Source organism: Herbidospora daliensis (assembly GCF_001570585.1).
Lineage (GTDB): Bacteria > Actinomycetota > Actinomycetes > Streptosporangiales > Streptosporangiaceae > Herbidospora > Herbidospora daliensis.
Map to the genome: position 1 here is coordinate 127,450 of NZ_BBXF01000007.1, position 24,461 is coordinate 151,910.

Below are 24,461 nucleotides of genomic sequence, written 5' to 3' on the forward strand. Positions count from 1 at the left end.
CATCAATATGGCCCGTCAGGGCCCCTCTCGCTTGTTGGATATGAGCGAAAGGGGGCGGGAAATGGTTTCTCGGCACACGACGTCATTGGAGTTGCTGATTCCCGGCGCGGCCGTGCTGGCGGTCGGGGCGGTGGTCGCGGTGGCCGTGGCCGTCCCCGACGTGTCGGAACGGGTCGCGGCCATGGCCGGACTGACGGCGGCGATCGGACTGATCGTGCGACGCCCGGCGGCGGCCGCGGCGGCCGGGGTGATCGCGTGGTTCCTGACGACGGGCTTCCTGGTGAACGGCCTCGGCGAGCTGACGTTCACGACGGGCGACTGGTTGCGGCTGGGGTTGCTGACGGGGGCCGGGCTGGTGGGCGCGGCGCTACGGCTCCCGATGCCACTGCGGGCGGGTGGGCGAGTTTCCCCGCGGGCCCCGGCCCGGGTGCCGGAACGGATGCCGGAAGGAATGCCGGCCCGGATGCCGGGGCGAGTGCCTGAACGGATGCCGGAGCAGGCTCGGGAGCCGATGTCGGAGCGGGTGTCAGAACGGGTGCCGGAACGGGTGCCGGAACGGATGGCGGTGGGGGCGCCGGTGCGGGTGCCGGTCTCACCGAATATCGGGCTATAGGCCGATTCGCACACCATAAGACTTTGTTCTGAATTAGCGTCCTCCAGGGCTGACGTCAGAATCCATGCGGGTATTTTCCGGGCCGGACACCTCAATGGTGTTCGGTCCTTTTGGAATGACAACTCGCATGGAAGTGCATATGCATACGCGTGCCAACAAATGGAGTCTGGGGCTGACGGGCGTGCTCGCCGCCGCCCTGGTCACCTTCTCCGGGGCAGCCGCCTCGGCGCAGATCAACCCCATCGACACGCCCATCCAGCCGGCCCCGGCCGCGAAGAACATCCCGGGTGCCGCGGGCGCCGAGAAGTCGGCCAAGAAGCCCGCCGCAGCCGCCGCCAAGAAGGCCGTCGCCCAGTGGGGCGCCCCGGCGACCTCGTCCAAGAAGAAGGACGACCCAGCCCCGGCCGCCCCGATCAAGCCCGCCGCCCCGGCCGCTGCTCCTGCCAAGTCTGCTGCGGCGGCCGCTCAGGCCAAGCCCGCCGCAGCGGTTGCTCAGGCCAAGCCCGCTGCTTCGGCCGCTCCCGTCAAGCCGGCTGCGGCGGTTGCTCAGGCGAAGCCCGTCGCTCCGGCTGCTGCTCCCGCCAAGTCTGCGGCTGCGGTCGCTCAGCCGAAGGCCGCCGTTCCGGCTGCTCCGGCCCCGGCCGCAGCTGCTTCGGCCGAGCTTGCCGTCTCGGCCAAGCCTGCTGCTCCGGTCAAGCCTGCCGCTCAGGCCAAGGCCGCTCCGGTTAAGGCTGCTGCTTCGGCCAAGGTTGGCGCTCGGGCTGAGGTTGCTCCGGCATCCGCTGAGGCTGCGACTGCCGCTGCGGCTATGGACGCCTCTGCCGTTCAGGGCATGCTGGCTGAGCATGCCGCCGCCAAGCAGGCCGAGGCGATGCAGCAGGCCGCTGCCAAGCGCGCCGAGATGATGCGGAAGGCCGCCGCCAAGCGGGCCGAGATGATGCAGAAGCTGGCCGAGAAGCGCGCCGCCGCCGCGCTCAGGGCCGCGCTGGTCGCGAAGGGCGCCGCTCCGATGGCGACCTTCGACACCCCGGCCGAGAGGTCTGCGAAGGCCGCCGCCAAGGCCGCCGCGGCGGCGATGTCGGCCGTTCCGGCGCAGGCCGCGACGCCGCTCGACAAGGCCGCTCCGGTCGCCGCTGCCGAGGCCGCTGCTGCTCCGGCTTCGGTTGCCGTGGAGGGGCAGGTGCGGGCTGAGGCGCTGCTCGCCGGGGCTGCCGGGGCCACGCCCGCGGCGGCCGAGACGGCCAAGGCCGAGGTGCAGCGTGCCGCGACCGCCGGTCACCCGTGTTGCAAGGGGCCGCGTGGTCCGCGTGGCCCGATGGGTCCGGCCGGTCCTCCCGGACCGCCCGGGTTCCCCGGCGTTCCCGGTCCGATGGGGCCGCTGGGCGCGACCGGTCCGGCGGGTCCTGCGGGTGCGCCCGGCCCGGTCGGTCCCGAGGGTCCCGTCGGCCCGGTGGGTCCAGTCGGTCCCAGCGGTCCGGCGGGGCTGAACGGGCTGAACGGTGAGCCGGGTCTGAACGGCGTCTCAGGCTACGAGATCGTCGAGGGGCTGCCCGTCACCTGTGCGCCGTTGTCGGCGTGCAGCGCTCCGGCGGTCTGCCCGCTCGGCAAGCGCGCGGTCGGCGGCGGCTACTCGCTCGCCCCGATCACCCAGCCGGTCACCAGCTCGGTCCCGAACGTGTCGGGTCTGTCGTGGGACGTGAGCCTGTTCAACGGCGGCCTGCTGCCGACGGTGCTGACCCCGAGGGTGGTCTGCGTCACCGCTCTCTAGGACGAGTGAAACGCCGTCCCGCCACGTGGCGGGACGGCGTTTCGCCGTCTAACGGCCGACGTCGCGCCGCATCAGGTCGGCGGTCTCCTCGCGCCGGACGATCAACCGCGCCGTCCCGCCCCGCACGGCGACCACCGGAGGGCGGCACGTCAGGTTGTACGACGACCCCATCGCATGGTGGTAGGCCCCGGTCACCCGCACGACCACCAGGTCGCCGGGCCGGGCGTCCCCGGCGGGCACGTTCTCGGCGATCACGTCGCCGGCCTCGCAGTGCCGCCCCACGATCGTCACCGGCTCCCCGGATCGTCCGGGCACCGAGACCGAGTAGCGCGCCCCGTAGAGGGCCGGGCGGGGGTTGTCGCTCATGCCGCCGTCGACGGCGACGAAGGTCCGGCCGCCCTGCCGCTTGACCGAGATCACCCGGTAGAGGGTGACCCCGGCGGCGGCCACGATGGCCCGGCCGGGTTCGACCGTCAGCCGGGGTTCGGGCAGCCGCAGGTGGCGGCAGCGTTCGGCGATCACCTTCGGCACGGCCGCGCCGAAGTGGCCGAGGTCGAGGCCGTGTTCGTCGTCGAGGTAGGCGACGCCGTGGCCGCCGCCGAGGTCGAGTTCGGGCAGCGTGGTCGCGAACCGTTCCCTGACCATGTCCAGCTGGTCGACCATGATCTTGGCCGCGGTCTCGTACGGCGCGACCGAGGTGATCTGCGAGCCGATGTGGCAGTGCAGCCCGGCCAGCCGCAGTTCGGGCTGGCTCAGCACCCGCGCGACGGCGTCGGGCAGCTCGGCCAGCGGGATGCCGAACTTCTGCCCCTCGGAGCCGGTGCGAATGGCCGCGTGCCCGCCGGCCTCGATGCCGGGCGTGACCCGCAGGTAGACGTCCTGGCGCGAATCGACGGGCACCAGCGCGGCCAGCCGGTGGATCTCGGCCACGTTGTCGATGACGACGCGCCCGACCCCGACGGCCTCGCGCAGCTCGGCGGGGGTCTTGGCGTTGCCGTGGAAGATGATCCGGGACGCCGGGAAGCCGACCGACCGGGCGAGCGTGAGCTCTCCGCCGGAGCAGACGTCCAGGGAGAGCCCTTCTTCGGCCACCCACGACGCCATGGCCTGGGTGAGGAACGCCTTCCCGGCGTAGGCCACCGTCGCCGACGGCAGGGCGGCGAGGTAGTCGCGGCAGCGGGCCCGGACGGCGTCCTCGTCCACGACGTACGCGGGGGTCCCGAATCGACGGGCGATATCAGCCAAATCCATGAACCGACACTAAGCACCCAAAAAGCAATAAATGGGGATCTATATGTCGTCCTCGCGCCATTGCTACGCCGTATTGACGGGGTCGTAACTCCCCACGCTCCACACGTGCCCTTCGGGGTCGCGGATCGTGTATCCCCGCCCGCCGTAGTCCTCCGACCGCAGCTCCCGGATCACCTCCACCCCGGCCGCCTTCGCGATCTCGTACAGGGCGTCGATCTCCAGGTCGTCGACCACGACGTAGGTGCTCGCGGGTCCGGTCACCACGTCGAGCCCCTTGCCGACGGAGCCCAGCATGACCATGCCGGCGCCCCGGCTGAGCTCGGCGTGCACGACCACGCCGTCGTCGGAGCGGTAGACCTCCGGAGAGGTGAAACCCAGCACGGCGGTCAGCCACGCCAGGGCCTTGTCGGCGTCGTGATAGCGGATCGTCGGAATCACTGTCATGGCGTACCTTTGCCCGCAAAGTCGTATGGACCTACCCCGGCCGGGCAAGGGGCGTGCGTATGGCGCTCTTCGACCGCCTCCACGACGCCCTGCGCGCCCACGTCGACGGCGAGGTCCGGTTCGACCGGGGCACCAGGGCGGCCTACTCGACCGACGCCTCGAACTACCGCGAGGTGCCGATCGGGGTGGTCGTACCGAGAACGATCGAGGACGCCGCCCTGACGGTCGAGATCTGCGCCGACCACGACGTGCCCGTGTTGTCGCGCGGCGGCGGCACCAGCCTGGCCGGCCAGTGCTGCAACACGGCCGTGGTCGTCGACTGGTCGACGTACTGCACCCGGTTTCGGCGCGAGGACGACGGCTCCGTCGTCACCGAACCGGGCACGGTGCTCGACGATCTCACCGGCGACGGCCTGATGTTCGGCCCGAAACCGGCCACCCACAACCACTGCACCATCGGCGGCATGATCGGCAACGACGCCTGCGGCGCGACCGCGCAGGCGTACGGGAAGACCTCCGACAACGTGCTCGACCTGGAGGTGCTCACCTACGAGGGGGCCCGCTTCTGGGCCTCCGCCGCGCCCGAGCCCCTGCGCACGGCCGTCGACGCCATCGCCGCCGACCACGCCGAGGCCATCAGGGCCCGGTTCCCGAAGATCCCGCGCCGGGTCTCCGGCTACGGCCTCGACGCCCTGCTGCCGGAGAACGGCCGCGACCTGGCCAGGGCGCTGGTCGGCTCGGAGTCGACCCTGGTCACCGTGCTCCGGGCCCGGCTCAGGATGGTGCCCCGGCCGAGGGCGGGAGCAGCGGCGATCATCGGGTTCCGCGACGTCTTCGAGGCCGCCGACGCCGCCCCGTCGATCGCGCCCTACGACCCGATCGCCCTGGAGGGCATGGACGACCGCCTGATCGGCTACGAACGCGCCCGCCGCCTCAACCTGGCGGCCATCGACCGGCTCCCGAAGGGCGGCGGCTGGCTGGTCGTCCAGTTCGGGGCCGACACCCCGGAGGAGGCCGCCGCGCTGGCCCGCGCCATGGCGGCCGACCTGGGGGTGCGGCCGGTGATCACGAACGACGTCGCCTCGGTGGCCGCCATCCGCGAGGCGGCCGTCGGGGCCACAGCGGGCGACGCCTGGCCGGGCTGGGAGGACTCGGCCGTGCCGCCCGAACGCCTCGGCGAGTACCTGCGCGACCTGCGCCGACTCCAGGAGGACCACGGTTACGGCGCGTCGTCCCTCTACGGCCACTTCGGCCACGGGTGTGTGCACACCCGGATCCCGTTCCGCCGCGACGACTACCGCGCCTTCGTCGAGGAGGCCGCCGACCTGGTCGTCTCCTACGGCGGCTCGTTCTCCGGCGAGCACGGCGACGGCCTGGCCAGGGGCGAGTTGTGGCCGAGGATGTTCGGCGACGAGGTCATGGCGGCGTTCATCCGCTTCAAGCGGCTGTTCGACCCACGGAACCGGATGAACCCGGGCCGCCTGATCGACCCCGACCGGCTCGACGACCACCTGAAGTCCCGTCCGCGCGAGGTGGCGACGGTCTTCAGCTTCCGCGACGGCTTCGCCGCCGAGACGTCGGCGTGCGCCGGGGTCGGGGAGTGCCGCCGCGACACCGGCGGCGTGATGTGCCCGAGCTTCCGCGTCACCCGCGACGAGACCCACTCGACCCGGGGCAGGGCCCGGTTGTTGTCGGAGATGCTCCGGGGCGACGTGATCACCGGCGGCTGGCGGTCGGAGGAGGTCAGGGACGCCCTCGACCTGTGCCTGGCGTGCAAGGGCTGCCGCTCCGACTGCCCCGTCCACGTCGACATGGCCACCTACAAGGCCGAGTTCCTGCACCACCACTACCAGGGCCGGATCCGCCCCTTCTCCCACTACGCCCTCGGCTGGCTCCCGCTCTGGGCGCGCTTCCCGCTGCTGCTGCGCGTCCCGAGGGTGCCCGGCCTGACGACCGAACGCCCCCTGCCGCGCCCGGCCCGGGTCCGCTTCAGCGACACCTTCCGGGCCCCGAAACGCGGCCCGGAGGTGCTGCTGCTCCCCGACACCTTCACCGACAACTTCACCCCCGGCGTCGCGGTCGCCGCGACCCGGGTGCTCTCAAGAGCCGGTTTCTCGGTACGCATCCCGCGCGCCCCCATCTGCTGCGGCCTCACCTGGATCTCCACCGGCCAGCTCGGCGTGGCCAGGCTCGTGCTGCGCAGAACCGCCCGCGTCCTGCGCGACGACCTCGACGCCGGCCTCCCGTTCGTCGGCCTCGAACCCTCCTGTACGGCCGTCCTCCGGTCGGACGCCCCCGAACTGCTCCCCGGCGACCCCGACGTCAGGAGGCTGGCCGACCGGACCAGGACCCTGGCCGAACTGCTCGACGACCACGACGTCGACCCGCCGCACCTCCCCGGCCGGGTGGTCACCCAGCCCCACTGCCACCAGCACGCGATCATGGGCGCCGACGCCGACCTCCGGGTCCTGCGCCGGACCGGCGCCGACGTCACCCAGCTCGACGCGGGCTGCTGCGGCCTGGCCGGGAACTTCGGCTTCGAGCCGGGCCACCACGCCCTGTCGACGGCCGTCGCCGAGCAGGCCCTGTTCCCCGCCCTCCGGGCGGCCGGGGGAGCCCGGGTGCTGGCCGACGGCTTCAGCTGCCGTACCCAGATCGAGCACGGCATGGGGATCCACGCCCTCCACCTGGCGGAGTTCCTGGCGTCTCAACCTTCCGGCCCCGGGCGGAGTCCATAGGGCGATGCACGACGCGGAGGGGTTCCGGAAGTTCGTGGCCGTACGCGGCCGCGCGCTCTCGCGTGCCGCCTATCTGCTCACCGGCGACCACGCCAAGGCCGAGGACCTCATGCAGGAGACCCTGGCCAAGGCGGCAGCCAAGTGGCGGCGGATCTCGGCCGCGGACGACCCCGAGGCCTACCTGAAGACGATGATGATCAACCAGTTACGGACCTGGCACCGCCCCCGCAGCCTGGTCTTCTTCCCGACCTCGCAGCCCCCCGACTCCGGCGCGCCCCCGCCCGACACCGAGCTGAAGATCGTGCTCCGGCACGCCCTGACCACCCTCACGGCCAAACAGCGCATCGTCCTCTACCTGCGCTTCTACGAAGACCTGCCCGAGGCGCAGATCGCCGCCCGGCTCGGCTGCTCGGTCGGCACGGTCAAGCGGCACACGCACGACGCCCTGAAGCGGCTGCGGAAGGCAGGCATCCATGAACCCGCGTGAGGCCTACCTCGACCTGGCCGACGACGCCCGCGACTACGGCGACCCCGACCGCGCCATCGACACCGCCGGCCGCCGCCGCGCCGCCCGCTGGAGCGCGGTGGCCGTCGCGGTCACGGTGATCGCCCTGTTCACGTGGCTGCGTCCGCAGCCGGAGGCGGCGCCCGTCCTCGGCGAGCCGCCGCAGGCCGGCGTGCGGGCCCATTCCCTCTTCTCCGGCTGCCGCACCGGCTGCCCGACGGTGCTGCGGCTGACCGACGGCCGCGACATCGACATCCGGGTCGGCTCGGACACGGTCAACCCGCCCGGAAACTACACCATCTCCCCGGACGGCCGCTGGCTCGGCATCCCCGAGGACGACGGCGGCTACCGCCTGAACGACCTGCTCAGCGGCCCCAACCTGGAGATCCCCGCCGAACTGGGCGGCGTCTACGCCCCCTGGGTGTGGGCGGCCGATTCGAGCCGGATCATCCTCGCCCACCACCGGGACGGCGACGTCTCCCACTACCTCGACGTCGACCTGCGCACCCTGGAGACGAGCCGCCCGGACGTCGCGGCCGACACCGAGATCGTCGGTCTGACCGGCGGCGGCGACCTGATCCTCCAGCCGCCCCAGAAGGTCGCCCGTGAGCTCACCCTGACCGTCGCCGGGCGGCCGGTCGTCTTCCGCGCGCAGAAGGGCCCGTTCGCCGACGAGGACCACGGGTTGTGGATCCAGTCGCGGGGCGACCAGCTCTACCTGCACGAATACGGCGAGAAGCACGTCATCCAGATGGTCGCCCCGAACGGCCGGGCCGACGCCTACCTGTCACTCCCGGAGGGCCGCTACGCGGTGGGCCCGGCCGCGGACGGCTACGTCGTGGTCGAGCCCGGGAACCGGGTGCAGCGCCTCTACGAGATCGGCCGGCAGGAGCGGCTGATCGGCGAATACCCGCCGGAGGCCGCCGTCGTCATCCCGGGCCTGGCCCGGCACTAGGCCAACCGCGCCACCGCTTCGGGGGTGAGCGCGGCCAGGTCGGTCAGCACCAGCGACGCCCCGGCCAGCGCGTCGGCGTCGGGCGGGTAGGCCGCCTGCGGCACCGCGACCACGATGAGCCCGGCCGAGGCGGCCGACCGCAGGCCGTTGCTGGAGTCCTCCACCGCCACGCACCGCTCGGGGGTGACCCCGAGCCGCTCGACGACGGCCAGATAGACGTCGGGGGCGGGCTTGCCGCGCTTCATGGTCTCGGTGGAGATCGCCACCCGGACGTCCACGTCGAGGGCGGCCAGCACGGTGTCGATCAGCACGGCGGGGGAGGAACTGGCCACCCCGATCGGCCACTGGTCGGCGATGGCGCGCATGGTCGCCGCGGCGTGCGGCAGCAGCGGCAGGTGGTCGCGGTAGCGCTCGGCCATACGCTCGATCACCGTCGCGGCGGTCTCGTCGGGGGAGAGCCAGACGCCGAGCTCGCCGGTCAGGTAGTCGGCCCACTCGGGGGTGCTCATGCCCATCAGGCGCTTCTGGGTGTCCGGCATCCAGGTGCCGCCGAACTCGGCGACGACGGCCCGGCGGACCTCTTCCCAGACGGGCTCGGAGTCGACGACGACCCCGTCGAGGTCGAAAACGATGGCTTCGATCATGCGTACAGCCTGACACGAGAAAACGGGGCCGCCCGAAGGGACGGCCCCGTTCCATCACGCTGGTTACGGCAGGGCGTCGATCACGGCGTCGCGCCAGTCGTAGTTCATCCAGTCGTAGTTCGCCCACATGCCGCCGGTGACGTCGGCGATCTCGGTGTCGGCGAGTTCCTGGGCGGTGCTCTCGAAGTTGTTCATCACAACCCCCTCCGTTCGTTCCGTGAACCTTGCGCAATCAAGGTCCCAGCACTCACTTGGCGATCACTTGTGCGTGAGTCAGAGCCCGCTCCAAGTCGGACACGACTACGGCAGCGCCTCGATCACCGCGTCGCGCCAGTCGTAGTTCGCCCAGTCGTAGTTCCACGGCAGACCGCCGGTGACCTCGGCGAGCTCGGTCTCGGTGAGTTCGTTCGCGGTGTTGGTGAAGTCGTCCATGACAACCCCCTTCGTTCGGTGAACCTTGCGACTCAAGAGTCGCAAGGGACGTTTGGTGGGATCTTGGTGCTTCTTGGTGTGTTTTCTTGGTGGGCCACCAGCCGCGCGTAGTGGCCGTCGAGCGCCACCAGCTCGTCGTGGGTGCCCTGCTCGACGACGCGGCCGTCGTCGACGACGGCGATCAGGTCGGCGTCGCGGACGGTGCTGAGCCGGTGGGCGATCACGATGCGGGTCTGGGTCAGGGCGGCCAGGTTGCGTTCGATGGCGGCCTCGGTGACGGTGTCGAGGTGGCTGGTGGCCTCGTCGAACAGCAGCACCTTGGGCCGCCCGAGCACCGCCCTGGCCAGCGCCAGCCGCTGTTTCTGCCCGCCCGACAGGCCCATGCCCTCCGACAGGTTGGTCTCGTAGCCCATGGGCATCGCCATGATCTCGTCGTGGACGCAGGCCGTCTTCGCCGCCCGCACGATCTCCTGCGGCGTGGCCCCCGGCCGGCCCAGCGCGATGTTCTCCCTGATGGTGCCGGTGAACAGGTGGGCCTCCTGGGTGACCACCCCGAAGTGCCGCCGCAGGGAGGAGCGGTGCAGGGCCTCCATCCGCACGCCGTCGTAGCTGACGGCGCCGAACGTGGGTTCGTAGAGGCCGACCATGACGCGGGCGAGGGTGCTCTTGCCCGAGCCGCTGCCGCCCACCAGGGCGATCTTCTGGCCCCGGCCGATGGTCAGCGAGACCTTCCACAGGATCCAGGGGCCGTTGGGGGCGTGCCGGAACGACACGTCGCGCAGCTCGATCTGCCCGCGCAGGTGGCCGACCTGCACCTCTCCGTAGGGCTCGGGGGTGAACTCCAGGATGTCGGCCAGCCGTTCGAGATGGGTGCCCGCCTCCTGGAGGATGCGCACCGTCCCGACCAGCGACAGGATCGGCGTCAGCGCCGCGCCCGCCAGGGCGACCAGGGTCAGCGTCTGGCCGAGGGGACGGCCGTTCAGCACCTCCCAGCCGCCGGTCCACAGCAGCGCCGCCGGGGCGGCCAGCCGCATGCTGTCGAGCACCGAGGTGACCAGGTTCTCCATCCGGCCCTGCCGCGCGTCGGCGTTGAGCTGGTCGAGGAACAGCTGCGACCAGCGGCTCAGCGCGGCGTCCTCGATGGCCCCGGCCTTGAGGATCTCCACCCCCTTGATGGCCTCCATGAGCTGCCCCTGCGTCTGGACCTGCGCCGACAGCGCCGCCAGGTTCAGGTCGGCGCGCCGCCGCCGGGTGAGCAGCAGCAGCACGGCCTGGACGGACGCCAGCGCGAGCAGGCACAGCCCCAGCGGCGCCGACGACAGGAACACGATCGTCACGTAGCCGACGGCGAGCGGCCCGTCGAGGAGTGCCGTGGTGATCGGCCCGGAGATGAGCTGCCGCAACCGGCCCACGCTGGCGCTGCGCTGGGCCAGGTCGCCGGAGCCCCGGGTGGCGAAGTAGCGGTAGGGGAGCCGGAACAGGTGGTTCACCACCTCCGACGTCAGCAGCCGGTCGGCCCGCAACCGCAGCTTGAGCACGGTCGCCGCGCGCAGATAGGTCAGCCCGAGGTGGACGACGCCGCCCGCCGCCAGCGCCAGCCCCAGCGAGACCAGCAGCGCCGAGTCCTTCGTCGGCAGCACCCCGTCGACGAGGATGCCCGAGAAGGTCTGCACCGCCAGCCCGATGACCTGGAGCAGCAGCGACGCCAGCAGGATGCGCGCGATGAGGCCCTTCTGCAGCGCGGTCCGGGCGAGCGGTCCGACCCACGTCCGGCGGGCCCGTTTCCTGCGCTGGAACGTCTCGCCCGGCGCGAAGGTGAGCAGCACCCCCGAGTAGCCCTCGGCGAACTCCTCCCGGGTCAGCCTCCGGCGGCCGGCCGCCGGGTCGACGACGTCCACGTGGCGGGCGGTCTCCCGTTCGACCACCACGAAGTGGTTGCGCCGCCAGTGGGCGACTGCCGGGAGAGGGGCGTCGGCGACGGTCTCGGCCTTGTACGCGGTCGCGGTCAGCCCGTAGCCGCGCGCCGCCTTGACGATCGCCAGCGCCGAGAGGCCGTCGCGGCCGACCCCGCACTGCTCGGACACCTCGCGGACCCCGGTGTGGCGGCCGTGGTGGCTCAGCACCATGGCCAGGCAGGCGGCCCCGCATTCGGCCAGGCCCGACTGGAGCCGGACCGGTACTCTCACGTTCACTTTCGGGAGCGTGGCAGCGCCGACTTGGACCTGACTTGCCCATGATTTGAGGACCCGGCGAAAACCGCCGGGTCCTCAGGAATCGGGTCGATCAGGCGAAGGCGTCGATCGTGGCCTCGCAGAAGGCCTTCAGGTCATCCGGCATACGGCTGGTGACCAGCGTCGACGGTCCTTCGGTGCAGACCACGACCTCCTTGTCCTGCCAGGTCGCCCCGGCGTTGCGGAGATCGGTCTGGAGGCTCGGCCACGAGGTCATCATGCGGCCCCGTACGACGTCGGCCTCGATCAGCGTCCACGGCGCGTGACAGATCGCCGCGACCGGTTTGCCCTGGTCGAAGAACTCGCGCACGAACCTGACCGCCTTCGGATTCATCCGCAGGAAGTCGGGGTTGGCGACCCCGCCGGGCAGCACCAGCCCGTCGAAGTCGGCCGCGTGGGCCTGTCCGACGGTGGCGTCGATCGGGAACTTGTCTCCTCGGTCGAGGTGGTCGAACGCCTGGATCTCCCCTTCCTTCGTGGAGATCAGTTTCGGCGTCCCACCGGCGTCCTTGATCGCCTTCCAGGGTTCGGTGAGCTCCACCTGCTCGACGCCCGCCGGTGCGGCGAGGAAGGCTATGGTCTTGCCTTCGAGCATGTCAGTCTCCCCTCTGAGCGGTGCGGACCCTTCCCCTGCCCAGTCTTTACGCGGCCAACCGGAACGACTGGGCGGCCGTGCCGTTGCAGGCGTACTGGACCAGCTGGACCGAGTTGGCGGTCGAGGCGGCCGGGACGTCCAGGCACTTGCCGCTGTTGCGGTTGACGAAGTGGTAGTAGCCGTCGCCCTCGGCGACCGGGAGCCACTGCTGGTTGTTGCCGCCGCCGTAGGTCCAGGTCTGGATGGGGGCGTTGTCGGCGGTGGAGACGTTGGTCACGTCGAGGGCCTGGGCGGAGTTGCCCTGGCCGGAGATCCGGTAGTAGCCGCCGCTGGTCGGGGTGAACTGGTAACGCTGGGCGGCGGTGCCGTTGCAGGTGTACTGCTGGATCGCGGTGCCGCTGACCGTGCCGGCCGCGCGGGCGTCGACGCACTTGGCGCTGTTCTCGTTCACGACCGTGTACCAGGTCGAGGGGGAGATGGTGTCGGTGGGCGGCGGGGTGGTGCCGCCCTCACCGGCCAGCCAGCGGATGCCCTGGATGAGCCACTGGTTCTGCTGCGCGCTGGCGAAGGTCGAGGAGGTGCGGGTGTTGGTGGAGTAGTTCATGCCGTTGTGGCCGAAGTTCGTGTACAGCATCTTGTAGTTGGTGTTCGTCCACATGATCGGGTAGAACCCGCTGCGCCACTGCTGGTTGGGGTCGGTGCCGACCGGGAAGCTGGAGGTGTCGATCGAGGCCAGGATGTTGATGGCGGGGTTCTGCCGCAGGTCGCGGCTCCACGAGTACCACTCGCTGACCGACGACTGGATCGTGGCGGGCAGCCCGGCGGTCGACGGGTGGTTGCGGTTCTCGATCTTCAGGGTCTCGGCCGTCGGGAACCAGGTGTTGGTGGCGAACGCGCCCGACCCGAGGAAGGTGTTGTAGTACCAGCTCCACGAGTTGGGGTCGGTGGTGAACGCGCTGACGTGGAAGCCCAGCCAGGCCCCGCCGTTGTTCATGTAGTTCTGGAACGCCTGGCGCTGGCTCGCGGGCGGGGCGTCGTCGAGGAACATGACGACCTTGTACTGCGAGATCGTCGAGGAGCTGAGCCGCGACCAGTCGGTCGTCGCCTCCCAGGTGAACCCGTTCTGGGCCGCGGCTCCGGGGAACCACTCCTTGGCGTCCTTGGTGAAGTCGATGTGGGCGGCGTCCCAGGTGCCGTTGTAGAAGGCGAGCACCTTGAACGGCGCGGCCTGCGCGGGCGGGGCGAGGACGGCGATCAGGACGAGGCCGAATAAGGCGGCGAACAGACGTTTCACGGGATACCTGCCCTTGAACGGTGGTTTTTCTTAAGAAAGTTTCCTAACAAATGACCGCGCCTGTCAATGATCTGGAAAATTGCACGTCATGCATCGATGCATAATGTGCAACTTGGCCGGGTAGACCCGACGGCATGACATCCGCAGCACAGACCCCGACGGAACTCCGCCGCCTGCTGCCCGCCGATCTCGTGGAGCGCGCCGGCTGCCCGTTCGACCCGCCCGCCGGGCTCACCGGGCGGCGCGGGCAGGGCCCGGTCCAGCCGCTCCGGCTCGCCAACGGCGCCGACGCGTGGCTGGTCACCGGCCTCGACGAGGCCCGCGCCGTGCTGGCCGACACCCGCTTCAGTTCCGACCGCGTCCGCCACCCCGACGCCACCACCGACGCCGAGCCGCGCCAGGTCGAGACCCGCGACGACGGCATGTTCGTGTTCATGGACCCGCCCGAGCACACCCGCCTGCGCAAGCTGCTGACCGGCCAGTTCACCGTCCGGCGCATGCGCGCCCTGGAAGACCGCATCCGGGAGATCGCGGTCGAGCACATCGAGGCCATGAAGGCCGCCGGCGCCGAGGCCGACCTGGTGCCCGCCTACGCGCTGCCGATCCCGTCGCTGGTGATCTGCGAGCTGCTCGGCGTCGACTACGCCGACCGCGACCGGTTCCAGCGCAACACCGCCGTCGCCCTCGACTCCACCAGCCCGCCCGACGAACGGGCGCGGGCGGGGCTGGGGCTCTACACGTTCATGGGAGAGCTGGTCGCGGCCAAGCGGGCCGCGCCGGGCGACGACCTGATCTCCGGCCTGCTCGACCTGCCCGACAACCAGCTCGTCGACATCGCGCTGGTGCTGCTCGGCGCGGGCCACGAGACCACCGCCAACATGCTCGCGCTGGGCACGTTCGCGCTGCTGGAGAACCCCGGCGAGCTGGCCCGGCTGCGTGCCGACCCGGCACTGCTCGACACCGCGATCGAGGAGCTGCTGCGCTTCCTGTCGATCGTCCAGATGGGGGTCAGCCGCGTCGCGACCGAAGACCTGACGATAGGCGACGTGACCGTCCCCGCCGGCGCCACCGTGATCATCGCCACGCCCGAGGTCAACCGCGACCCCGCCCACTGGGACCATCCCGACCGCCTCGACCTGAGCCGCCCCCGCGTCTCCCACCTGGCCTTCGGCCACGGCGTCCACCAGTGCCTCGGCCAGCAGCTGGCCCGGGTGGAGATGAAGGTGGGCCTGGGCGAGCTGATCACCCGGCTGCCCGAGCTGCGGCTGGCCGTGCCGGCCGATCAGGTGCCGCTGCGTGAGGAGATGCTCGTCTTCGGCGTGCACTCGCTGCCGGTGACCTGGTCATGACCGTGGTCGGCCGGCGGGAACGCAAGAAGCTGGCGACCAGGGCCGCCCTGCGCGACGCGGCCCTGCGGCTGGCCCTGCGCCACGGCGTCGAACACGTGACCGTGGAGCAGATCGCCGCCGAGACCGACATCGCGGTGCGCACCTTCTTCAACTACTTCTCCAGCAAGGAGGAGGCGATGGTCGCGGCCGTGGCCGCCGAGGCCGACGCGCTGATCGCCGAGTTCCGCGCCCGGCCGCCCGGCGAACCGGTGCTGGCGGCGCTGCGCGAGGCGGTCGCCTGCGTGATGGCCGTCAGCGACACCGAGGCGCTGCGGCTGATCGTGCGGGCCCCCTCGCTGCTGCCGCAGCGCCTGGCCGTCTACGCCACCCGCGAGAAGGCGCTGGCCGAGGCCATCGCCGACCGGCTCGGGCGCTCGCCTGACGACCTCTATCCGGCGGTCTGCGCGGCCACGGCGCTGACCGCCATGCGGGTGGTGCTGGAGAGATGGCTCGACCAGCCGGCCGACCACGCCGCCCTGCGCGAACAGACCGAAGAGGTCATCGGCCTGCTGGCCGCCGGCCTGGAGAGGAGACTGCCGTGATCGTCACCGTCGACAGGGAGCGCTGCTGCTCGTCGGGCCAGTGCGCGCTGATCGCCCCCGAGGTCTTCGACCAGGACGAGCACGACGGCACCGTGCTGCTCCTGCGGCCAGAACCGGGGCCCGAGCTGCACGCCGCCGTCGAGGACGCCGCCGACCACTGCCCCTGCTCGGCGATCAGCCTGAGCTGACAGACCGCTCGGCGACGAGCTGGAAGACCCGCTTGAACTCCGCGTACGCCTCCTCGCCGACCGCGCGGGCGTGTTCGGCCTCCATCTCGACGAGGACGGCGTCCGACTTCTCCATGTGGTCGAGGCCCAGCTCGGTGGGCACGACGAGCTTGGCCCGGCGGTCGGCGGGGTCGGGGCGGCGTTCGACGTACCCGAGCGCGACCAGTTCGTCGACCAGGGTGCCGATCACCTGTTTGTGCTGGCCCGACTGGGCGGCCAGGTCGGAGGCCCGGCTGCCCTCGGCGTCGAGGTAGGCCAGCACGGCTCCGTGGCGCGGCCTGACCTGGGCGTGGCCCATCGCCGACAGGCGCGTGAACAGGTCCTTCTGCAGGCTGAACAGCGTGCGTCCGGACAGGATGCCGAGGTCCGGCCGCTCCCGCTTGCGCTCACTCCGTCGCACTGCCGGCCTCCAAATTAGTCACCATTTTTGACTGTCACTATTTCTTACTATATCGTCGGGGACGTCTTCGATCGCATGGAAGAGGGGAACATCGCGATGACCATTCTGATCACCGGCGCCACCGGCACCGTCTCCGGTGAGGTGCTGCGCTCGCTCCAGGGCAGCGACGACCTGCGGGTACTCGTGCGCGACCAGGCCAAGGCGCCGGCGGGGGCCGAGGCCGTGGTCGGCGACCTGCACCACCCCGAGACGCTCGAACCGGCGTTCAAGGGCGTCGACACGGTGTGGCTGCTCACCGCCATGGGGGCCGACGCCACCCACGCCAGCAGCAACGCGTTGTGGGCGGCCCGGCAGGCGGGGGTGCGCCACGTCGTCCGCATGTCGGCCATCGGCGCGGGGCACGACGCCCCGACCCGCAACGGCCGGCTGCACGCCCTGTCCGACCTCGAACTCGCGGCCTCCGGCCTCGGCTGGACGATCGTCCGCCCGGCGTACTTCATGCAGAACATTCTCGGCTCGGTCAACGGCGGCACCTTCTACGGGGCGCCGGGCGAGGGCCGGATCGGCATGATCGACGTGCGCGACATCGCCGACTTCGCCGCCGCCGTGCTCCGCGACCCCACGCCGCACCACGGGCAGACCTACACCCTGACCGGGCCCGAGTCGGTCAGGCTGCGCGACGTGACCGGCACCCTCGAAGAGGTGTCCGGCGGCCCGCTCGACTTCCAGCCGGTCCGCCCCGACGACGCCTACCCCGTGCTGCTGAACGCCGGCATGCGGGAGTGGGACGCGGCCGTCACGACCGAATACCTGAAGGCGTACGACGCGGGCTGGGGCGACTACACCACGCCCACCTTCAGCGCCGTGACCGGGCGGCCGGGCCGGACCTTCGCCGAGTTCGCCCGCGACTACGCCGACCGCCTCGGCGGCTGAGGGCCGCGCGGCGCGACCAGCCCCGACTCGTAGGCGACGATGACCAGCTGGGCGCGGTCGCGGGCGTGCAGTTTGCTCATGGCCCGGTTGACATGGGTCTTGGCGGTCAGCGGGCTGATCGCCATCCGCTCGGCGAGCTGGTCGTTCGTCAGGCCCCTCGCCACCAGGGCGACGGCCTCGCGCTCCCGGTTGGTCAGCTCCGCCAGCGCGGCGGCCGAATGGGGCGGCTGGGTGACGTAGACGTCGATCAGCCTGCGGGTGATCGACGGGGCCAGCAGCGCGTCACCCCGGGCGGCGACGCGCACGGCGTGCAGGAAGTCCTCCGGCACGACGTCCTTGACGAGGAACCCGGCCGCGCCGGCCCGCAACGCGTCGAAGACGTGCTCGTCGAAGCCGTAGTTGGTGAGGATCACGACGTGCACCCCGGCCAGGGCCGGGTCGGCGGCGATGCGCCGGGTCGCCTCGATGCCGTCGACGACCGGCATCTGGACGTCCACCAGGGCGACGTCCGGCACCAGCTCCCTGACCAGCGCGACCCCGGCCAGCCCGTCACCGGCCTCGCCGACGACCTCGATGTCGTCCTCGAGGTCGAGCAGGGCGCGGAACCCGCCGCGCAGCAGCGGCTGGTCGTCGACCAGCACGACCCGGATCACGGCGTCTCGTCCACGGGCAGTTCGGCCTCGACGGTGAAGCCGCCCCCGCCGCGCGGTTCGGCCCGCAGCCGCCCGCCGAGCGCGGTGACCCGCTCGCGCATGCCGAGCAGCCCGACCCCCGGAACCGGCGCGACGCCGGGCGTCGCCCGGCCGTCGTCGTCGACCTGGACGACCAGCGCGCCCGGCCGGTAGCCGATGCGCACCGACGCCGTCGCCGCGGCGGCGTGCCGGGCGACGTTGGTCAGCGACTCCTGGACGATCCGGTAGGCGGTCCGGCCGACCGCCGCCGGCACGTCGGCCCTCGGGCCCTCGATCGTCAGCCGTGCGTCGAGGCCCGTCGTGCGCGCGCGTTCCACCAGGTCCGGTACGTCGTCGAGCCCGCGCGGCGGGGTCTTCGCGTCGTCGCGCAGCGCCTCCAGCGTGGCGCGCAGCTCCCGGGCCGCCTCACGACCGGCGTCGCGGATCGCCAGCAGCGACTCGGGCACCTCCTCGCCGCGTTTGCGGGCGACGTGCACGGCCACCTCGGCCTGCAACTTGATCACCGAGATCTGGTGGGTGAGCGAGTCGTGCAGCTCCCGCGCGATGTGCAGCCGCTCCTGGTCGGCCCGCCGCCGCGCGGTCTCCTCCCGGGTCCGCTCGGCCTCGTCGGCCCGCCGCTCGGCCTGCCGCAGCGCCTCGCCCGCCGCCCCCGCCGCGACCAGCCAGGCCAGCTCCAGAGCGCCTCTGGCCTGGGCGAACGCCTCACCTGTGTCGTGGAGCCCGGAGGCCAGCGCGGCCAGGGGGAGCGCGGCCAGCATCAGCACACTGGCGACCACGGTGACGATCCGGTGCCCGGCCCTGACGGCGGCGTACACGGCGAACAGGAAGGCGACCGCGGGCACGTCGAACCCGGCCGCCTGGTAGGCGACCGCGCACACCCCCGTCACGACCAGCACGGCCACTGGCGCCCGGCGGCGCGCGGCCAGCGCGAGCCCGCCCGCCACCAGCGGCACGTAGCCGACGGCGGCCGACCCCGGCTCCGACAGTCCGGTGACGAGCAGCGCCGTCGCGACGCAGACGGCGATCGCCCCGTCGACGACCGCGGCCCGCCGTGAGTTCATGCGCGCACCCTAACCCGGGGGCCGCCGCCCGCGACTCCTGCCGGCGGAGGATCGGCCGGCTACCGCGGACGCGGTATGCCCTGACCTGCGGCCGGCGGACGACAGCGGCCGGGAGCCGGAGACATCATCTGCCTCATGTCGATTCGATGGGCTCTCGCCCTGACCGCCGCGCCCGTCTACGGCTGGACCAGCCCCCGCGCGTGGGCCTTCGCCGCCGCGCTCGTCGCCCTGGCCGGGGCCGTCTACGGCGGGCTGGCGCTGTTCCGCTTCGTCCGGCGGCGGGCGGTCATCGCCCTGACGGCGGGCGCCCTCGGGCTCGCCGGGGGAGGGTGGGTCGTGGCCGTCGCCGAGGGCGGCCCCGGCAGCGGGTCGGGTCTCGTCGGGGGCCTGGTGGCGCTGGTGCTCGGGCTCGTGGCGCTGGCGCTGGGCGGGATGGCGCTGAAGCGGTCCTGAGTGACAACTTCTCCGCTCATGGGCGCGTCATACCTTTATGGGCATATCGCAGCGTGTCACCGCCACCGCCGTCGCCTTGATCGTCGCCGCCGAACCGGCGGCCGCCCACGCCATGACGGCGGCCGGTGACTGGAAGACCATCCGCACCGACCGCCGCGACTCCTACGACGCGGTGACGGTGACCCCCGGCGGAGCCGTCTGGGTCGCCGGCGCCCGAGACGGCAAGCCGCTGCTGCTCAAAGGCCGCTCCACGTTCAAGCAGGTGACCGGCCCCGGCTTCCGGGTGAAGAGGCTGGCCTCCGCCTCCGACACCCGGGTCTGGGCGTTCGGCACGTCGAAGTACGCCCGCTGGGACGGCAAACGCTGGCAGGTCAAACCGTGGAAGCACGGCCGGGTCGACCGGGCCTACTCCATCGGCGCGAACCTGTGGGTCGTCGAGAACGTCGGCTACCACCCCAAGCCGGTCCGGTCGACGCTGCGCCGCCTGACCGGGTCGACCTGGCGCAAGGTCCCGACGCCGATCGTGGTCAAGGGACTCGACGGCAAGTGGGCGGCGGGCTCGGCCAAGGGCAAGGCGGCGCTGGCCCGCTGGACCGGCACGGCCTGGCGCGCGGTCCCGCTGCCCGCGCTTCCCTCGTCGCATCTGGGCCAGCGGTCGGAGCTGACCGACGTCGCGGTCGACGGCGAGACCGGCAGGGTGATGGCCGTGGGCTGGGCCGCCTGGCCGTGCGGCGCCGCCACCTGCGGCGAGACCCTGCTGCTGACCGGCTACCTCGGCGACTTCGCCTACCAGGCCCGCGCCGACCTGGGCGTGCGGCCGCGCGCCCAGGCCGAACCCGACGGCAGGGGAGGGGCCTGGATCGCCTACTCGGGCAACCGCTACCTGCACATCAAGCCCGAGAGCGTCGAGACGGGTGCCTTCCCGTCGAACCAGCCCGTCCGCGACCTCGCGAACCTGCTGGGCAGCCATTCGGTCTGGGCGGTCGGCGGGACGGCGATCCAGGCGACCGGCCGCTGATCCGTCGTTTCCGTACAAGACGGCCGTGGCGGCGGCTCCTAGCATGGGCGTGGCTCCAGCACCCCGTACTGAGGAGAACAGCACATGCGTGAGTTGGTCTACACCGGGTTCGTCTCCCTCGACGGCGTCGTCGACTCGCCGGGCGGACCCAGCGAGGGCCACCGCAGCGGCGGCTGGGTGGTCAAGGACGTCGAGTTCCTGCCCGAGGCGTTCTCGCTCAAGGGCGACGAACTCGCCGACACGACGGCGCTGCTGTTCGGCCGCCACAGCTACGAGGCGTTCGCCCCGGTCTGGCGCGACTCCGACGACCACGCCGCCTACAAGGACCTGCCCAAGTACGTCGTCTCCTCGACGCTCTCGGAAGACGACCTCGTCGACGGGTGGGGCGAGACGACGATCCTGCGCTCCGCCGACGACGTCGCCGCGCTCAAGAAGACCGAAGGCGGCGGCATCTTCATCCACGGCAGCGCCGACCTCGCCCGCCGCCTCGCCGACGCCGGCCTGATCGACCGCTACAACCTGCTCGTCTTCCCCGTCCTGCTCGGCGCCGGGAAGGGCCTGTTCAGCAGGGCCGACAAGGACAAGCAGGTGCTGCGCCTGCGGGAGTCGCAGGCCTACCCGAACGGCGTCCTCAAGGTGATCTACGACGTCGCCGGCTGATCGAGCTTCAGCGCGATCGCGCCACCCGCGCCCTCGCGCAGCTGCCCCGCCGTCCGCCCGACGTAGCGCCGCAGCGCGCGGGCCAGGTGCGGCTCGTCGAAGTAGTCGAACTCGGCCACGACGTCGGCGACCGGTGTGCCGGCCGCCAGCAGCATCGAGGCCGTGCGCACCCGCTCGATCTGCCGCACCGCCCCCTGCGTGAACCCGGTCGCCGCCCGGAACCGGCGCTCGACCGTGCGCCCCGACACGTCGGGCAGGGCGCCGCGGCGGACCTCGGCGACGAGCGGGTCACGGACCACGGCCCCCGCCCGCACCAGCCGCTCGACCAGCGCCTCGGCGTCGTCGGGCCCGGGGGTCTCCCAGCGCAGCCCGTCGAGCCGGAACGTCCGGTGCGTCGTGTCGGGCAGTTCGAGCCCCCCGCCGACCAGTTCCGCGGTGGGCACGGCCCTGAGCGAGGTGCCCACCGCGAACTCGATGCCGACGAAGGCCGCGCCCTCGGGAACCGGCGCGGTGCCGGTCGTGCTCTCGGGGCCGGTGACGCTCGCGTACGCGACGCCCTCGCGCTCGTGGAACACCAGCCCCCAGCACGCCGTCGCCACCGAGGTCATCTCGGTGACACGCTCGCTCGTGCACGTCCAGACGGAGTCGACCCAGGCAGAGTCGGACGCGCGCGTCTCGAACCGCAGTGTCACGCGAGAAGAATAGGCACATATGTCGACGGGTGCCTGGCCTTCAAGGTCATGACCGGGGCGAGCGAACCCTCGTCGGTGTACGCCCGCATCGAGTCGCCGGTGACCGACACGGTGACCGTGCCGGGGTTCAACGCGGTCAGCGTGCGCGTCCGGGGGTCGAGGATCGCGACCCTGCCCGCCGCGCGGGCCGCGTCGACGGCCTTCTCGCCGCTGCCGATCGCCAGCGTGGGCGAACCACCGACATCGGATACCGCAGCGGCACCACCCGCGAGCCGGTCGCCACGCCCTGCGGCTGCACGACGCTCCCGGAGAGGACGGCCGTCTCGCCCACCGCGACCGACGCGGGCGCCCCCAGCGTGATCGACTGCGCGAACGCCCGCACCTGGGCCTCGATCCACCGCTCATCGGCGTTCTGCCGCGCGTCCACCGCCGCCCCGGTCGGGGGTGCCGACGCCGACGTTGCGCATCCCGTTGAAGTCGATGCGCAGCCCGTCGGGGTCGGCCGAAATCTTGGTGGACGTGGTGCTGATGTCCCGCCAGCGGGTCAGCACGTTGTCGTCGAAGTCGTAGACCGTCTGCGTCCGCACGCCGATCGTGATCGGCAGCCGCACCGACCGCCCGGCGACCGAGACGGTCAGGATGGTGCCTTGGGGGTGATCTTCAGTCGTTGATCGACACGATCCAGACCGATCCGCCGGACGCGCATCGCTCGCCCGGGACTTCCACCCGCAACGTGGTCTTCGACTACACCGAAGGCCAGCCATGCGCCGCAGTCCCGCAGGGACCACCAACCATCGGTGTCAATGCAGAGCTTCCAAGGGCTGCGAGCGATCGCGAACACGGCCCCGGATCTGGTCTCCTGCGCTGGTCTCGGCGCTGGTCGAGTAGGCCGGCGCGAGACGGTGCTCTCGGGCGAGGTGGTCGGAGGCGGTGATCTCCGTATCCAACCCGATATTTGGAGCCCCGGCATTCATCGCAAATGGTGAAAGTTGGAGTTATAAAGCGTCCAACATCCTAGCAATTCAATAACATCGACCAATCGCGCACCGGCAAGTGGGTGACTCATTCCAGTATGTGAATCCTCGCCGATTCACTCCAGGGAGAGCCCGTGTCACTTTCCTCGATCGACCGCTGGGCCGCGCCGACCCGTTGGGACGGAATGCTGATCGGCGGCGCCGGCATTTGTGTGCTCGGTCCTCAACTCCCGGTGTTCTTCGTCAACTGGCTGTCGCCGATGGCGTTCCTGACCGGCGCCCGAGGCTGGACCGCGTTCTTCGGCCTCGTCGCCGTGCTCCTGGCCATCGCACCCCTCGCTCGCCCGCACCTGGCGCACCCGTTCGCGATCCTGCAGGTATGCGTCGCCGGTCTCACCGCACTCGTCGTCCTCGTCGGCATGGGGACCCTGTTCCTGCCGTTCGCGCTGATGGCGACGACATCCGCGGACGTCGCAGTGTTGGCCCTGGCGGCGAATCTGGGAATGATCGCCGCCATGGCCGGATGCGGCGCACAGATATGGGCGTGCGTGATGCGCCTTCGAGGCCGCGCGTAAGACCATCTTTCAGGCTTGACGCGGAGCCCCAGTAATTCACAAGATCGCTCCCGGACTTCGGCGCATAACGGCGAATCCCCATACAGACCGTTGTGAGTGGTCACCTATGGGCCGAATAGCCCATATACCCCGAATATACTCACCGCATTGACACTTCTCGTATCAGCGAAACCACGACTGATTCGAGGCGACATGCGAAAGATCCTGTGCCATCTCGGCGTTGCGACGCTCGTGGCGGGAGGCGCGGCCGTCGCGCTGCCCACGGCGGCTCACGCGGCGTCCTGCGGTCAGCGCACCGACGTCTACAGCAACATCGGAACGTACTACCCGTTCGACTACGCGGGCCGGCACGTCGGCCTCAAGAACGGAACCCAGCGGAACTACACCTTCGCCACGGCGACCAACGTCCGCAGAGGAGACGTCCTGGTCCTGCAGAGAGGCAGCAAGACCTTCACCGTAAGGTGGGTGACGACGGCACAGGTGTCCGGTTCCTCGTACATCACCTGCTCTGGAAGCTTCAGCGGGAGCGGGGCCAACTACATACAGACCCCGTCGATCGAGAACTGGCACGTGCCGATCCGCGCCTGCATCTACCCCGTCGAGGGCGGCTACCACTGCCACGACCGCTGGTACGTCGACATCACCTGATGACGGGATCAGACTGCCCATGGAGGCGCAGGCAAACGATGCCTGAGCACTGTGGGCCAGGCGCGATCAGACGGGCCCTGGTCGTCAACGACCGGGGCAGGCAGGCCGCCCGGGGCGGTGCGGGCGGCCCTGTTCCAGGTCAGATCGCCGTGACCTCGAGCTTGACCTCGTACGAGTACCACGTCGAGTTCGTCCCGCTGATGAACTGCGTGGGCAGCACCAGCGACTGCCCCACCGCCAGCCCCGCGCAGTTGCCGCCGTTGGCGGTGGCCGACCCCAGCGACGTCCCCGACCCAGGCGACGGCAGCGTCACCTCACGCAGCGAGAACGACACCGACCCGCCCACCGACGTGATCACCGAACTCGGGTTCTCGAACGACGCCGGGTACTTGGTGTCCCCCGTGACCATCTTCACGTGGTTGTAGTTGACCGTCGGGTAGAGATTCCCGCCCACCGAGAACCGGAGCTCGTCCCTGCCGTCCGACTCGTCCACGTTGTTGGCGTAGATGGAGTAGAGCTCCACGCGGCAGGGAACCGCGGCGTAGGCCGGGGCCGCGACCGCGACCGGCGCCGCCACAGCGGCACTGAGGGCGAGAACGCCGAGAAGTCTTCGCATGATCGGTCCTCCTTGGGACTGCACGCCCACGACCGTCGCGAGCGCCGCCCCAGGCTGCGAGGACCACCGTGAGCACACCGTTAAACCCCAGCTTCTGCGTACTTTTAACGCG

Annotated in this window: 29 protein-coding genes; 14 read left to right on the top strand and 15 right to left on the bottom strand. The window is 71.3% G+C overall.

Annotated elements, in window-relative coordinates; genetic code table 11:
• Nucleotides 1–61 precede the first annotated feature (61 nt).
• Nucleotides 62–613 (top strand): hypothetical protein, encoded by a 552-nt coding sequence (locus AW274_RS31375; protein WP_157520824.1) that lies wholly within the window; start codon nt 62–64, stop codon nt 611–613.
• Nucleotides 614–740: 127 nt separating this feature from the next.
• Nucleotides 741–2,381, top strand: a complete 1,641-nt coding sequence (locus tag AW274_RS42770; protein ID WP_269750635.1) for a hypothetical protein — start codon at nt 741–743, stop codon at nt 2,379–2,381.
• A gap of 48 nt (nt 2,382–2,429) precedes the next feature.
• On the opposite strand, the gene lysA is transcribed toward AW274_RS42770, so the two are convergent.
• Both lysA and AW274_RS31395 read right to left on the bottom strand, forming a co-directional pair.
• A complete protein-coding gene (gene lysA, locus AW274_RS31390) occupies nt 2,430–3,632 on the bottom strand; it encodes a diaminopimelate decarboxylase (protein WP_062439877.1) in 1,203 nt (400 codons plus the stop codon).
• 63 nt (nt 3,633–3,695) lie between these two features.
• Entirely contained in the window at nt 3,696–4,076 is a 381-nt protein-coding gene (locus AW274_RS31395; protein ID WP_062439881.1) for a VOC family protein, read from the bottom strand.
• Nucleotides 4,077–4,135: 59 nt separating this feature from the next.
• Between AW274_RS31395 and AW274_RS31400 the strand changes: the two genes are divergently transcribed.
• From AW274_RS31400 to AW274_RS31410, 3 genes are read left to right on the top strand one after another with little or no spacing between them, the layout of a single operon-like run.
• Entirely contained in the window at nt 4,136–6,814 is a 2,679-nt protein-coding gene (locus tag AW274_RS31400) for an FAD-binding and (Fe-S)-binding domain-containing protein (protein ID WP_062439884.1), read from the top strand.
• Between the two features lie 4 nt (nt 6,815–6,818).
• Nucleotides 6,819–7,301, top strand: a complete 483-nt coding sequence (locus AW274_RS31405; RefSeq protein WP_062439887.1) for a SigE family RNA polymerase sigma factor — start codon at nt 6,819–6,821, stop codon at nt 7,299–7,301.
• A complete protein-coding gene (locus tag AW274_RS31410) occupies nt 7,288–8,274 on the top strand; it encodes a hypothetical protein (protein WP_062439890.1) in 987 nt (328 codons plus the stop codon). The genes AW274_RS31405 and AW274_RS31410 overlap by 14 nt, the downstream gene beginning before the upstream one ends.
• Here the strand turns inward: AW274_RS31410 and AW274_RS31415 are convergent.
• The 6 genes from AW274_RS31415 to AW274_RS31430 form a co-directional block, all read right to left on the bottom strand.
• On the bottom strand, nt 8,271–8,918 hold the full coding sequence (locus tag AW274_RS31415) for an HAD family hydrolase (RefSeq protein WP_062439893.1): 648 nt from the start codon (nt 8,916–8,918) through the stop codon (nt 8,271–8,273). The genes AW274_RS31410 and AW274_RS31415 overlap by 4 nt on opposite strands.
• A gap of 63 nt (nt 8,919–8,981) precedes the next feature.
• Complete coding sequence (locus tag AW274_RS42775; RefSeq protein ID WP_269750636.1) at nt 8,982–9,113, bottom strand: hypothetical protein; 132 nt, start codon at nt 9,111–9,113, stop codon at nt 8,982–8,984.
• A 105-nt stretch (nt 9,114–9,218) separates the two neighbouring features.
• Nucleotides 9,219–9,350 (bottom strand): bacteriocin, encoded by a 132-nt coding sequence (locus tag AW274_RS40685; RefSeq protein ID WP_157520825.1) that lies wholly within the window; start codon nt 9,348–9,350, stop codon nt 9,219–9,221.
• Nucleotides 9,351–9,382: 32 nt separating this feature from the next.
• Nucleotides 9,383–11,542, bottom strand: coding sequence for a peptidase domain-containing ABC transporter (locus AW274_RS31420; RefSeq protein WP_062439898.1), 2,160 nt, complete (start codon nt 11,540–11,542; stop codon nt 9,383–9,385).
• 91 nt (nt 11,543–11,633) lie between these two features.
• Nucleotides 11,634–12,176, bottom strand: a complete 543-nt coding sequence (locus AW274_RS31425) for a type 1 glutamine amidotransferase domain-containing protein (RefSeq protein ID WP_062439902.1) — start codon at nt 12,174–12,176, stop codon at nt 11,634–11,636.
• Nucleotides 12,177–12,222: 46 nt separating this feature from the next.
• Entirely contained in the window at nt 12,223–13,470 is a 1,248-nt protein-coding gene (locus AW274_RS31430) for an RICIN domain-containing protein (protein ID WP_062439905.1), read from the bottom strand.
• Between the two features lie 134 nt (nt 13,471–13,604).
• Between AW274_RS31430 and AW274_RS31435 the strand changes: the two genes are divergently transcribed.
• The 3 genes from AW274_RS31435 to AW274_RS31445 are packed head-to-tail and all read left to right on the top strand — an operon-like array spanning nt 13,605 to nt 15,588.
• Entirely contained in the window at nt 13,605–14,819 is a 1,215-nt protein-coding gene (locus AW274_RS31435; protein WP_062439908.1) for a cytochrome P450, read from the top strand.
• Complete coding sequence (locus AW274_RS31440; protein ID WP_062439913.1) at nt 14,816–15,400, top strand: TetR/AcrR family transcriptional regulator; 585 nt, start codon at nt 14,816–14,818, stop codon at nt 15,398–15,400. Before AW274_RS31435 ends, AW274_RS31440 begins: the two co-directional genes overlap by 4 nt.
• On the top strand, nt 15,397–15,588 hold the full coding sequence (locus AW274_RS31445) for a ferredoxin (protein ID WP_062439917.1): 192 nt from the start codon (nt 15,397–15,399) through the stop codon (nt 15,586–15,588). Before AW274_RS31440 ends, AW274_RS31445 begins: the two co-directional genes overlap by 4 nt.
• Here the strand turns inward: AW274_RS31445 and AW274_RS31450 are convergent.
• Nucleotides 15,575–16,027: a MarR family winged helix-turn-helix transcriptional regulator gene (locus tag AW274_RS31450; RefSeq protein ID WP_062439920.1), complete on the bottom strand. Its 453-nt coding sequence runs from the start codon at nt 16,025–16,027 to the stop codon at nt 15,575–15,577. The two genes, AW274_RS31445 and AW274_RS31450, sit on opposite strands and share 14 nt — an antisense overlap.
• A gap of 96 nt (nt 16,028–16,123) precedes the next feature.
• On the opposite strand from AW274_RS31450, the gene AW274_RS31455 reads away from it, so the two are divergent.
• The gene (locus AW274_RS31455; protein ID WP_062440656.1) at nt 16,124–16,960 is read left to right on the top strand and encodes an SDR family oxidoreductase; all 837 of its coding nucleotides are present in this window, start codon (nt 16,124–16,126) and stop codon (nt 16,958–16,960) included.
• Here AW274_RS31455 and AW274_RS31460 read toward each other — a convergent pair.
• Both AW274_RS31460 and AW274_RS31465 read right to left on the bottom strand, forming a co-directional pair.
• Nucleotides 16,936–17,613 carry a response regulator gene (locus AW274_RS31460; protein ID WP_062439923.1) on the bottom strand — a complete coding sequence of 226 codons (678 nt, stop codon included), beginning with the start codon at nt 17,611–17,613 and terminating at the stop codon, nt 16,936–16,938. The two genes, AW274_RS31455 and AW274_RS31460, sit on opposite strands and share 25 nt — an antisense overlap.
• Nucleotides 17,610–18,713: a sensor histidine kinase gene (locus AW274_RS31465; RefSeq protein ID WP_062439926.1), complete on the bottom strand. Its 1,104-nt coding sequence runs from the start codon at nt 18,711–18,713 to the stop codon at nt 17,610–17,612. Before AW274_RS31465 ends, AW274_RS31460 begins: the two co-directional genes overlap by 4 nt.
• Nucleotides 18,714–18,848: 135 nt before the next feature.
• Between AW274_RS31465 and AW274_RS31470 the strand changes: the two genes are divergently transcribed.
• From AW274_RS31470 to AW274_RS31480, 3 genes are all read left to right on the top strand, one after another.
• Nucleotides 18,849–19,166 carry a DUF6223 family protein gene (locus tag AW274_RS31470; protein WP_062439930.1) on the top strand — a complete coding sequence of 106 codons (318 nt, stop codon included), beginning with the start codon at nt 18,849–18,851 and terminating at the stop codon, nt 19,164–19,166.
• Nucleotides 19,167–19,203: 37 nt separating this feature from the next.
• A complete protein-coding gene (locus AW274_RS31475; protein ID WP_062439936.1) occupies nt 19,204–20,184 on the top strand; it encodes a hypothetical protein in 981 nt (326 codons plus the stop codon).
• Between the two features lie 84 nt (nt 20,185–20,268).
• Complete coding sequence (locus AW274_RS31480) at nt 20,269–20,844, top strand: dihydrofolate reductase family protein (RefSeq protein ID WP_062439939.1); 576 nt, start codon at nt 20,269–20,271, stop codon at nt 20,842–20,844.
• Here the strand turns inward: AW274_RS31480 and AW274_RS31485 are convergent.
• From AW274_RS31485 to AW274_RS31490, 3 genes are all read right to left on the bottom strand, one after another.
• On the bottom strand, nt 20,826–21,536 hold the full coding sequence (locus AW274_RS31485) for a helix-turn-helix domain-containing protein (protein ID WP_062439942.1): 711 nt from the start codon (nt 21,534–21,536) through the stop codon (nt 20,826–20,828). The two genes, AW274_RS31480 and AW274_RS31485, sit on opposite strands and share 19 nt — an antisense overlap.
• Entirely contained in the window at nt 21,533–21,667 is a 135-nt protein-coding gene (locus AW274_RS42780; RefSeq protein ID WP_269750637.1) for a hypothetical protein, read from the bottom strand. The genes AW274_RS31485 and AW274_RS42780 overlap by 4 nt, the downstream gene beginning before the upstream one ends.
• 270 nt (nt 21,668–21,937) lie before the next feature.
• Entirely contained in the window at nt 21,938–22,147 is a 210-nt protein-coding gene (locus tag AW274_RS31490; RefSeq protein WP_062439945.1) for a hypothetical protein, read from the bottom strand.
• Between the two features lie 497 nt (nt 22,148–22,644).
• On the opposite strand from AW274_RS31490, the gene AW274_RS31495 reads away from it, so the two are divergent.
• Nucleotides 22,645–23,085: a hypothetical protein gene (locus AW274_RS31495; RefSeq protein WP_157520826.1), complete on the top strand. Its 441-nt coding sequence runs from the start codon at nt 22,645–22,647 to the stop codon at nt 23,083–23,085.
• 192 nt (nt 23,086–23,277) lie between these two features.
• A complete protein-coding gene (locus AW274_RS31500) occupies nt 23,278–23,733 on the top strand; it encodes a hypothetical protein (RefSeq protein WP_062439951.1) in 456 nt (151 codons plus the stop codon).
• A 139-nt stretch (nt 23,734–23,872) separates the two neighbouring features.
• On the opposite strand, the gene AW274_RS31505 is transcribed toward AW274_RS31500, so the two are convergent.
• Nucleotides 23,873–24,349: a hypothetical protein gene (locus tag AW274_RS31505; RefSeq protein ID WP_157520827.1), complete on the bottom strand. Its 477-nt coding sequence runs from the start codon at nt 24,347–24,349 to the stop codon at nt 23,873–23,875.
• Nucleotides 24,350–24,461 lie beyond the last annotated feature (112 nt).

Excerpts from the sequence above, each read along its gene's own strand:
- AW274_RS31375 (WP_157520824.1), top strand. The coding sequence starts at position 62 with ATGGTTTCTCGGCACACGACGTCATTGGAGTTGCTGATTCCCGGCGCG.
- AW274_RS42770 (WP_269750635.1), top strand. The coding sequence starts at position 741 with ATGGAAGTGCATATGCATACGCGTGCCAACAAATGGAGTCTGGGGCTG.
- lysA (WP_062439877.1), bottom strand. The coding sequence starts at position 3,632 with ATGGATTTGGCTGATATCGCCCGTCGATTCGGGACCCCCGCGTACGTC.
- AW274_RS31395 (WP_062439881.1), bottom strand. The coding sequence starts at position 4,076 with ATGACAGTGATTCCGACGATCCGCTATCACGACGCCGACAAGGCCCTG.
- AW274_RS31400 (WP_062439884.1), top strand. The coding sequence starts at position 4,136 with ATGGCGCTCTTCGACCGCCTCCACGACGCCCTGCGCGCCCACGTCGAC.
- AW274_RS31405 (WP_062439887.1), top strand. The coding sequence starts at position 6,819 with ATGCACGACGCGGAGGGGTTCCGGAAGTTCGTGGCCGTACGCGGCCGC.
- AW274_RS31410 (WP_062439890.1), top strand. The coding sequence starts at position 7,288 with ATGAACCCGCGTGAGGCCTACCTCGACCTGGCCGACGACGCCCGCGAC.
- AW274_RS31415 (WP_062439893.1), bottom strand. The coding sequence starts at position 8,918 with ATGATCGAAGCCATCGTTTTCGACCTCGACGGGGTCGTCGTCGACTCC.
- AW274_RS42775 (WP_269750636.1), bottom strand. The coding sequence starts at position 9,113 with ATGAACAACTTCGAGAGCACCGCCCAGGAACTCGCCGACACCGAGATC.
- AW274_RS40685 (WP_157520825.1), bottom strand. The coding sequence starts at position 9,350 with ATGGACGACTTCACCAACACCGCGAACGAACTCACCGAGACCGAGCTC.
- AW274_RS31425 (WP_062439902.1), bottom strand. The coding sequence starts at position 12,176 with ATGCTCGAAGGCAAGACCATAGCCTTCCTCGCCGCACCGGCGGGCGTC.
- AW274_RS31435 (WP_062439908.1), top strand. The coding sequence starts at position 13,605 with ATGACATCCGCAGCACAGACCCCGACGGAACTCCGCCGCCTGCTGCCC.
- AW274_RS31440 (WP_062439913.1), top strand. The coding sequence starts at position 14,816 with ATGACCGTGGTCGGCCGGCGGGAACGCAAGAAGCTGGCGACCAGGGCC.
- AW274_RS31455 (WP_062440656.1), top strand. The coding sequence starts at position 16,124 with ATGACCATTCTGATCACCGGCGCCACCGGCACCGTCTCCGGTGAGGTG.
- AW274_RS31465 (WP_062439926.1), bottom strand. The coding sequence starts at position 18,713 with ATGAACTCACGGCGGGCCGCGGTCGTCGACGGGGCGATCGCCGTCTGC.
- AW274_RS31470 (WP_062439930.1), top strand. The coding sequence starts at position 18,849 with ATGTCGATTCGATGGGCTCTCGCCCTGACCGCCGCGCCCGTCTACGGC.
- AW274_RS31475 (WP_062439936.1), top strand. The coding sequence starts at position 19,204 with ATGGGCATATCGCAGCGTGTCACCGCCACCGCCGTCGCCTTGATCGTC.
- AW274_RS31480 (WP_062439939.1), top strand. The coding sequence starts at position 20,269 with ATGCGTGAGTTGGTCTACACCGGGTTCGTCTCCCTCGACGGCGTCGTC.
- AW274_RS31500 (WP_062439951.1), top strand. The coding sequence starts at position 23,278 with ATGCGAAAGATCCTGTGCCATCTCGGCGTTGCGACGCTCGTGGCGGGA.
- AW274_RS31505 (WP_157520827.1), bottom strand. The coding sequence starts at position 24,349 with ATGCGAAGACTTCTCGGCGTTCTCGCCCTCAGTGCCGCTGTGGCGGCG.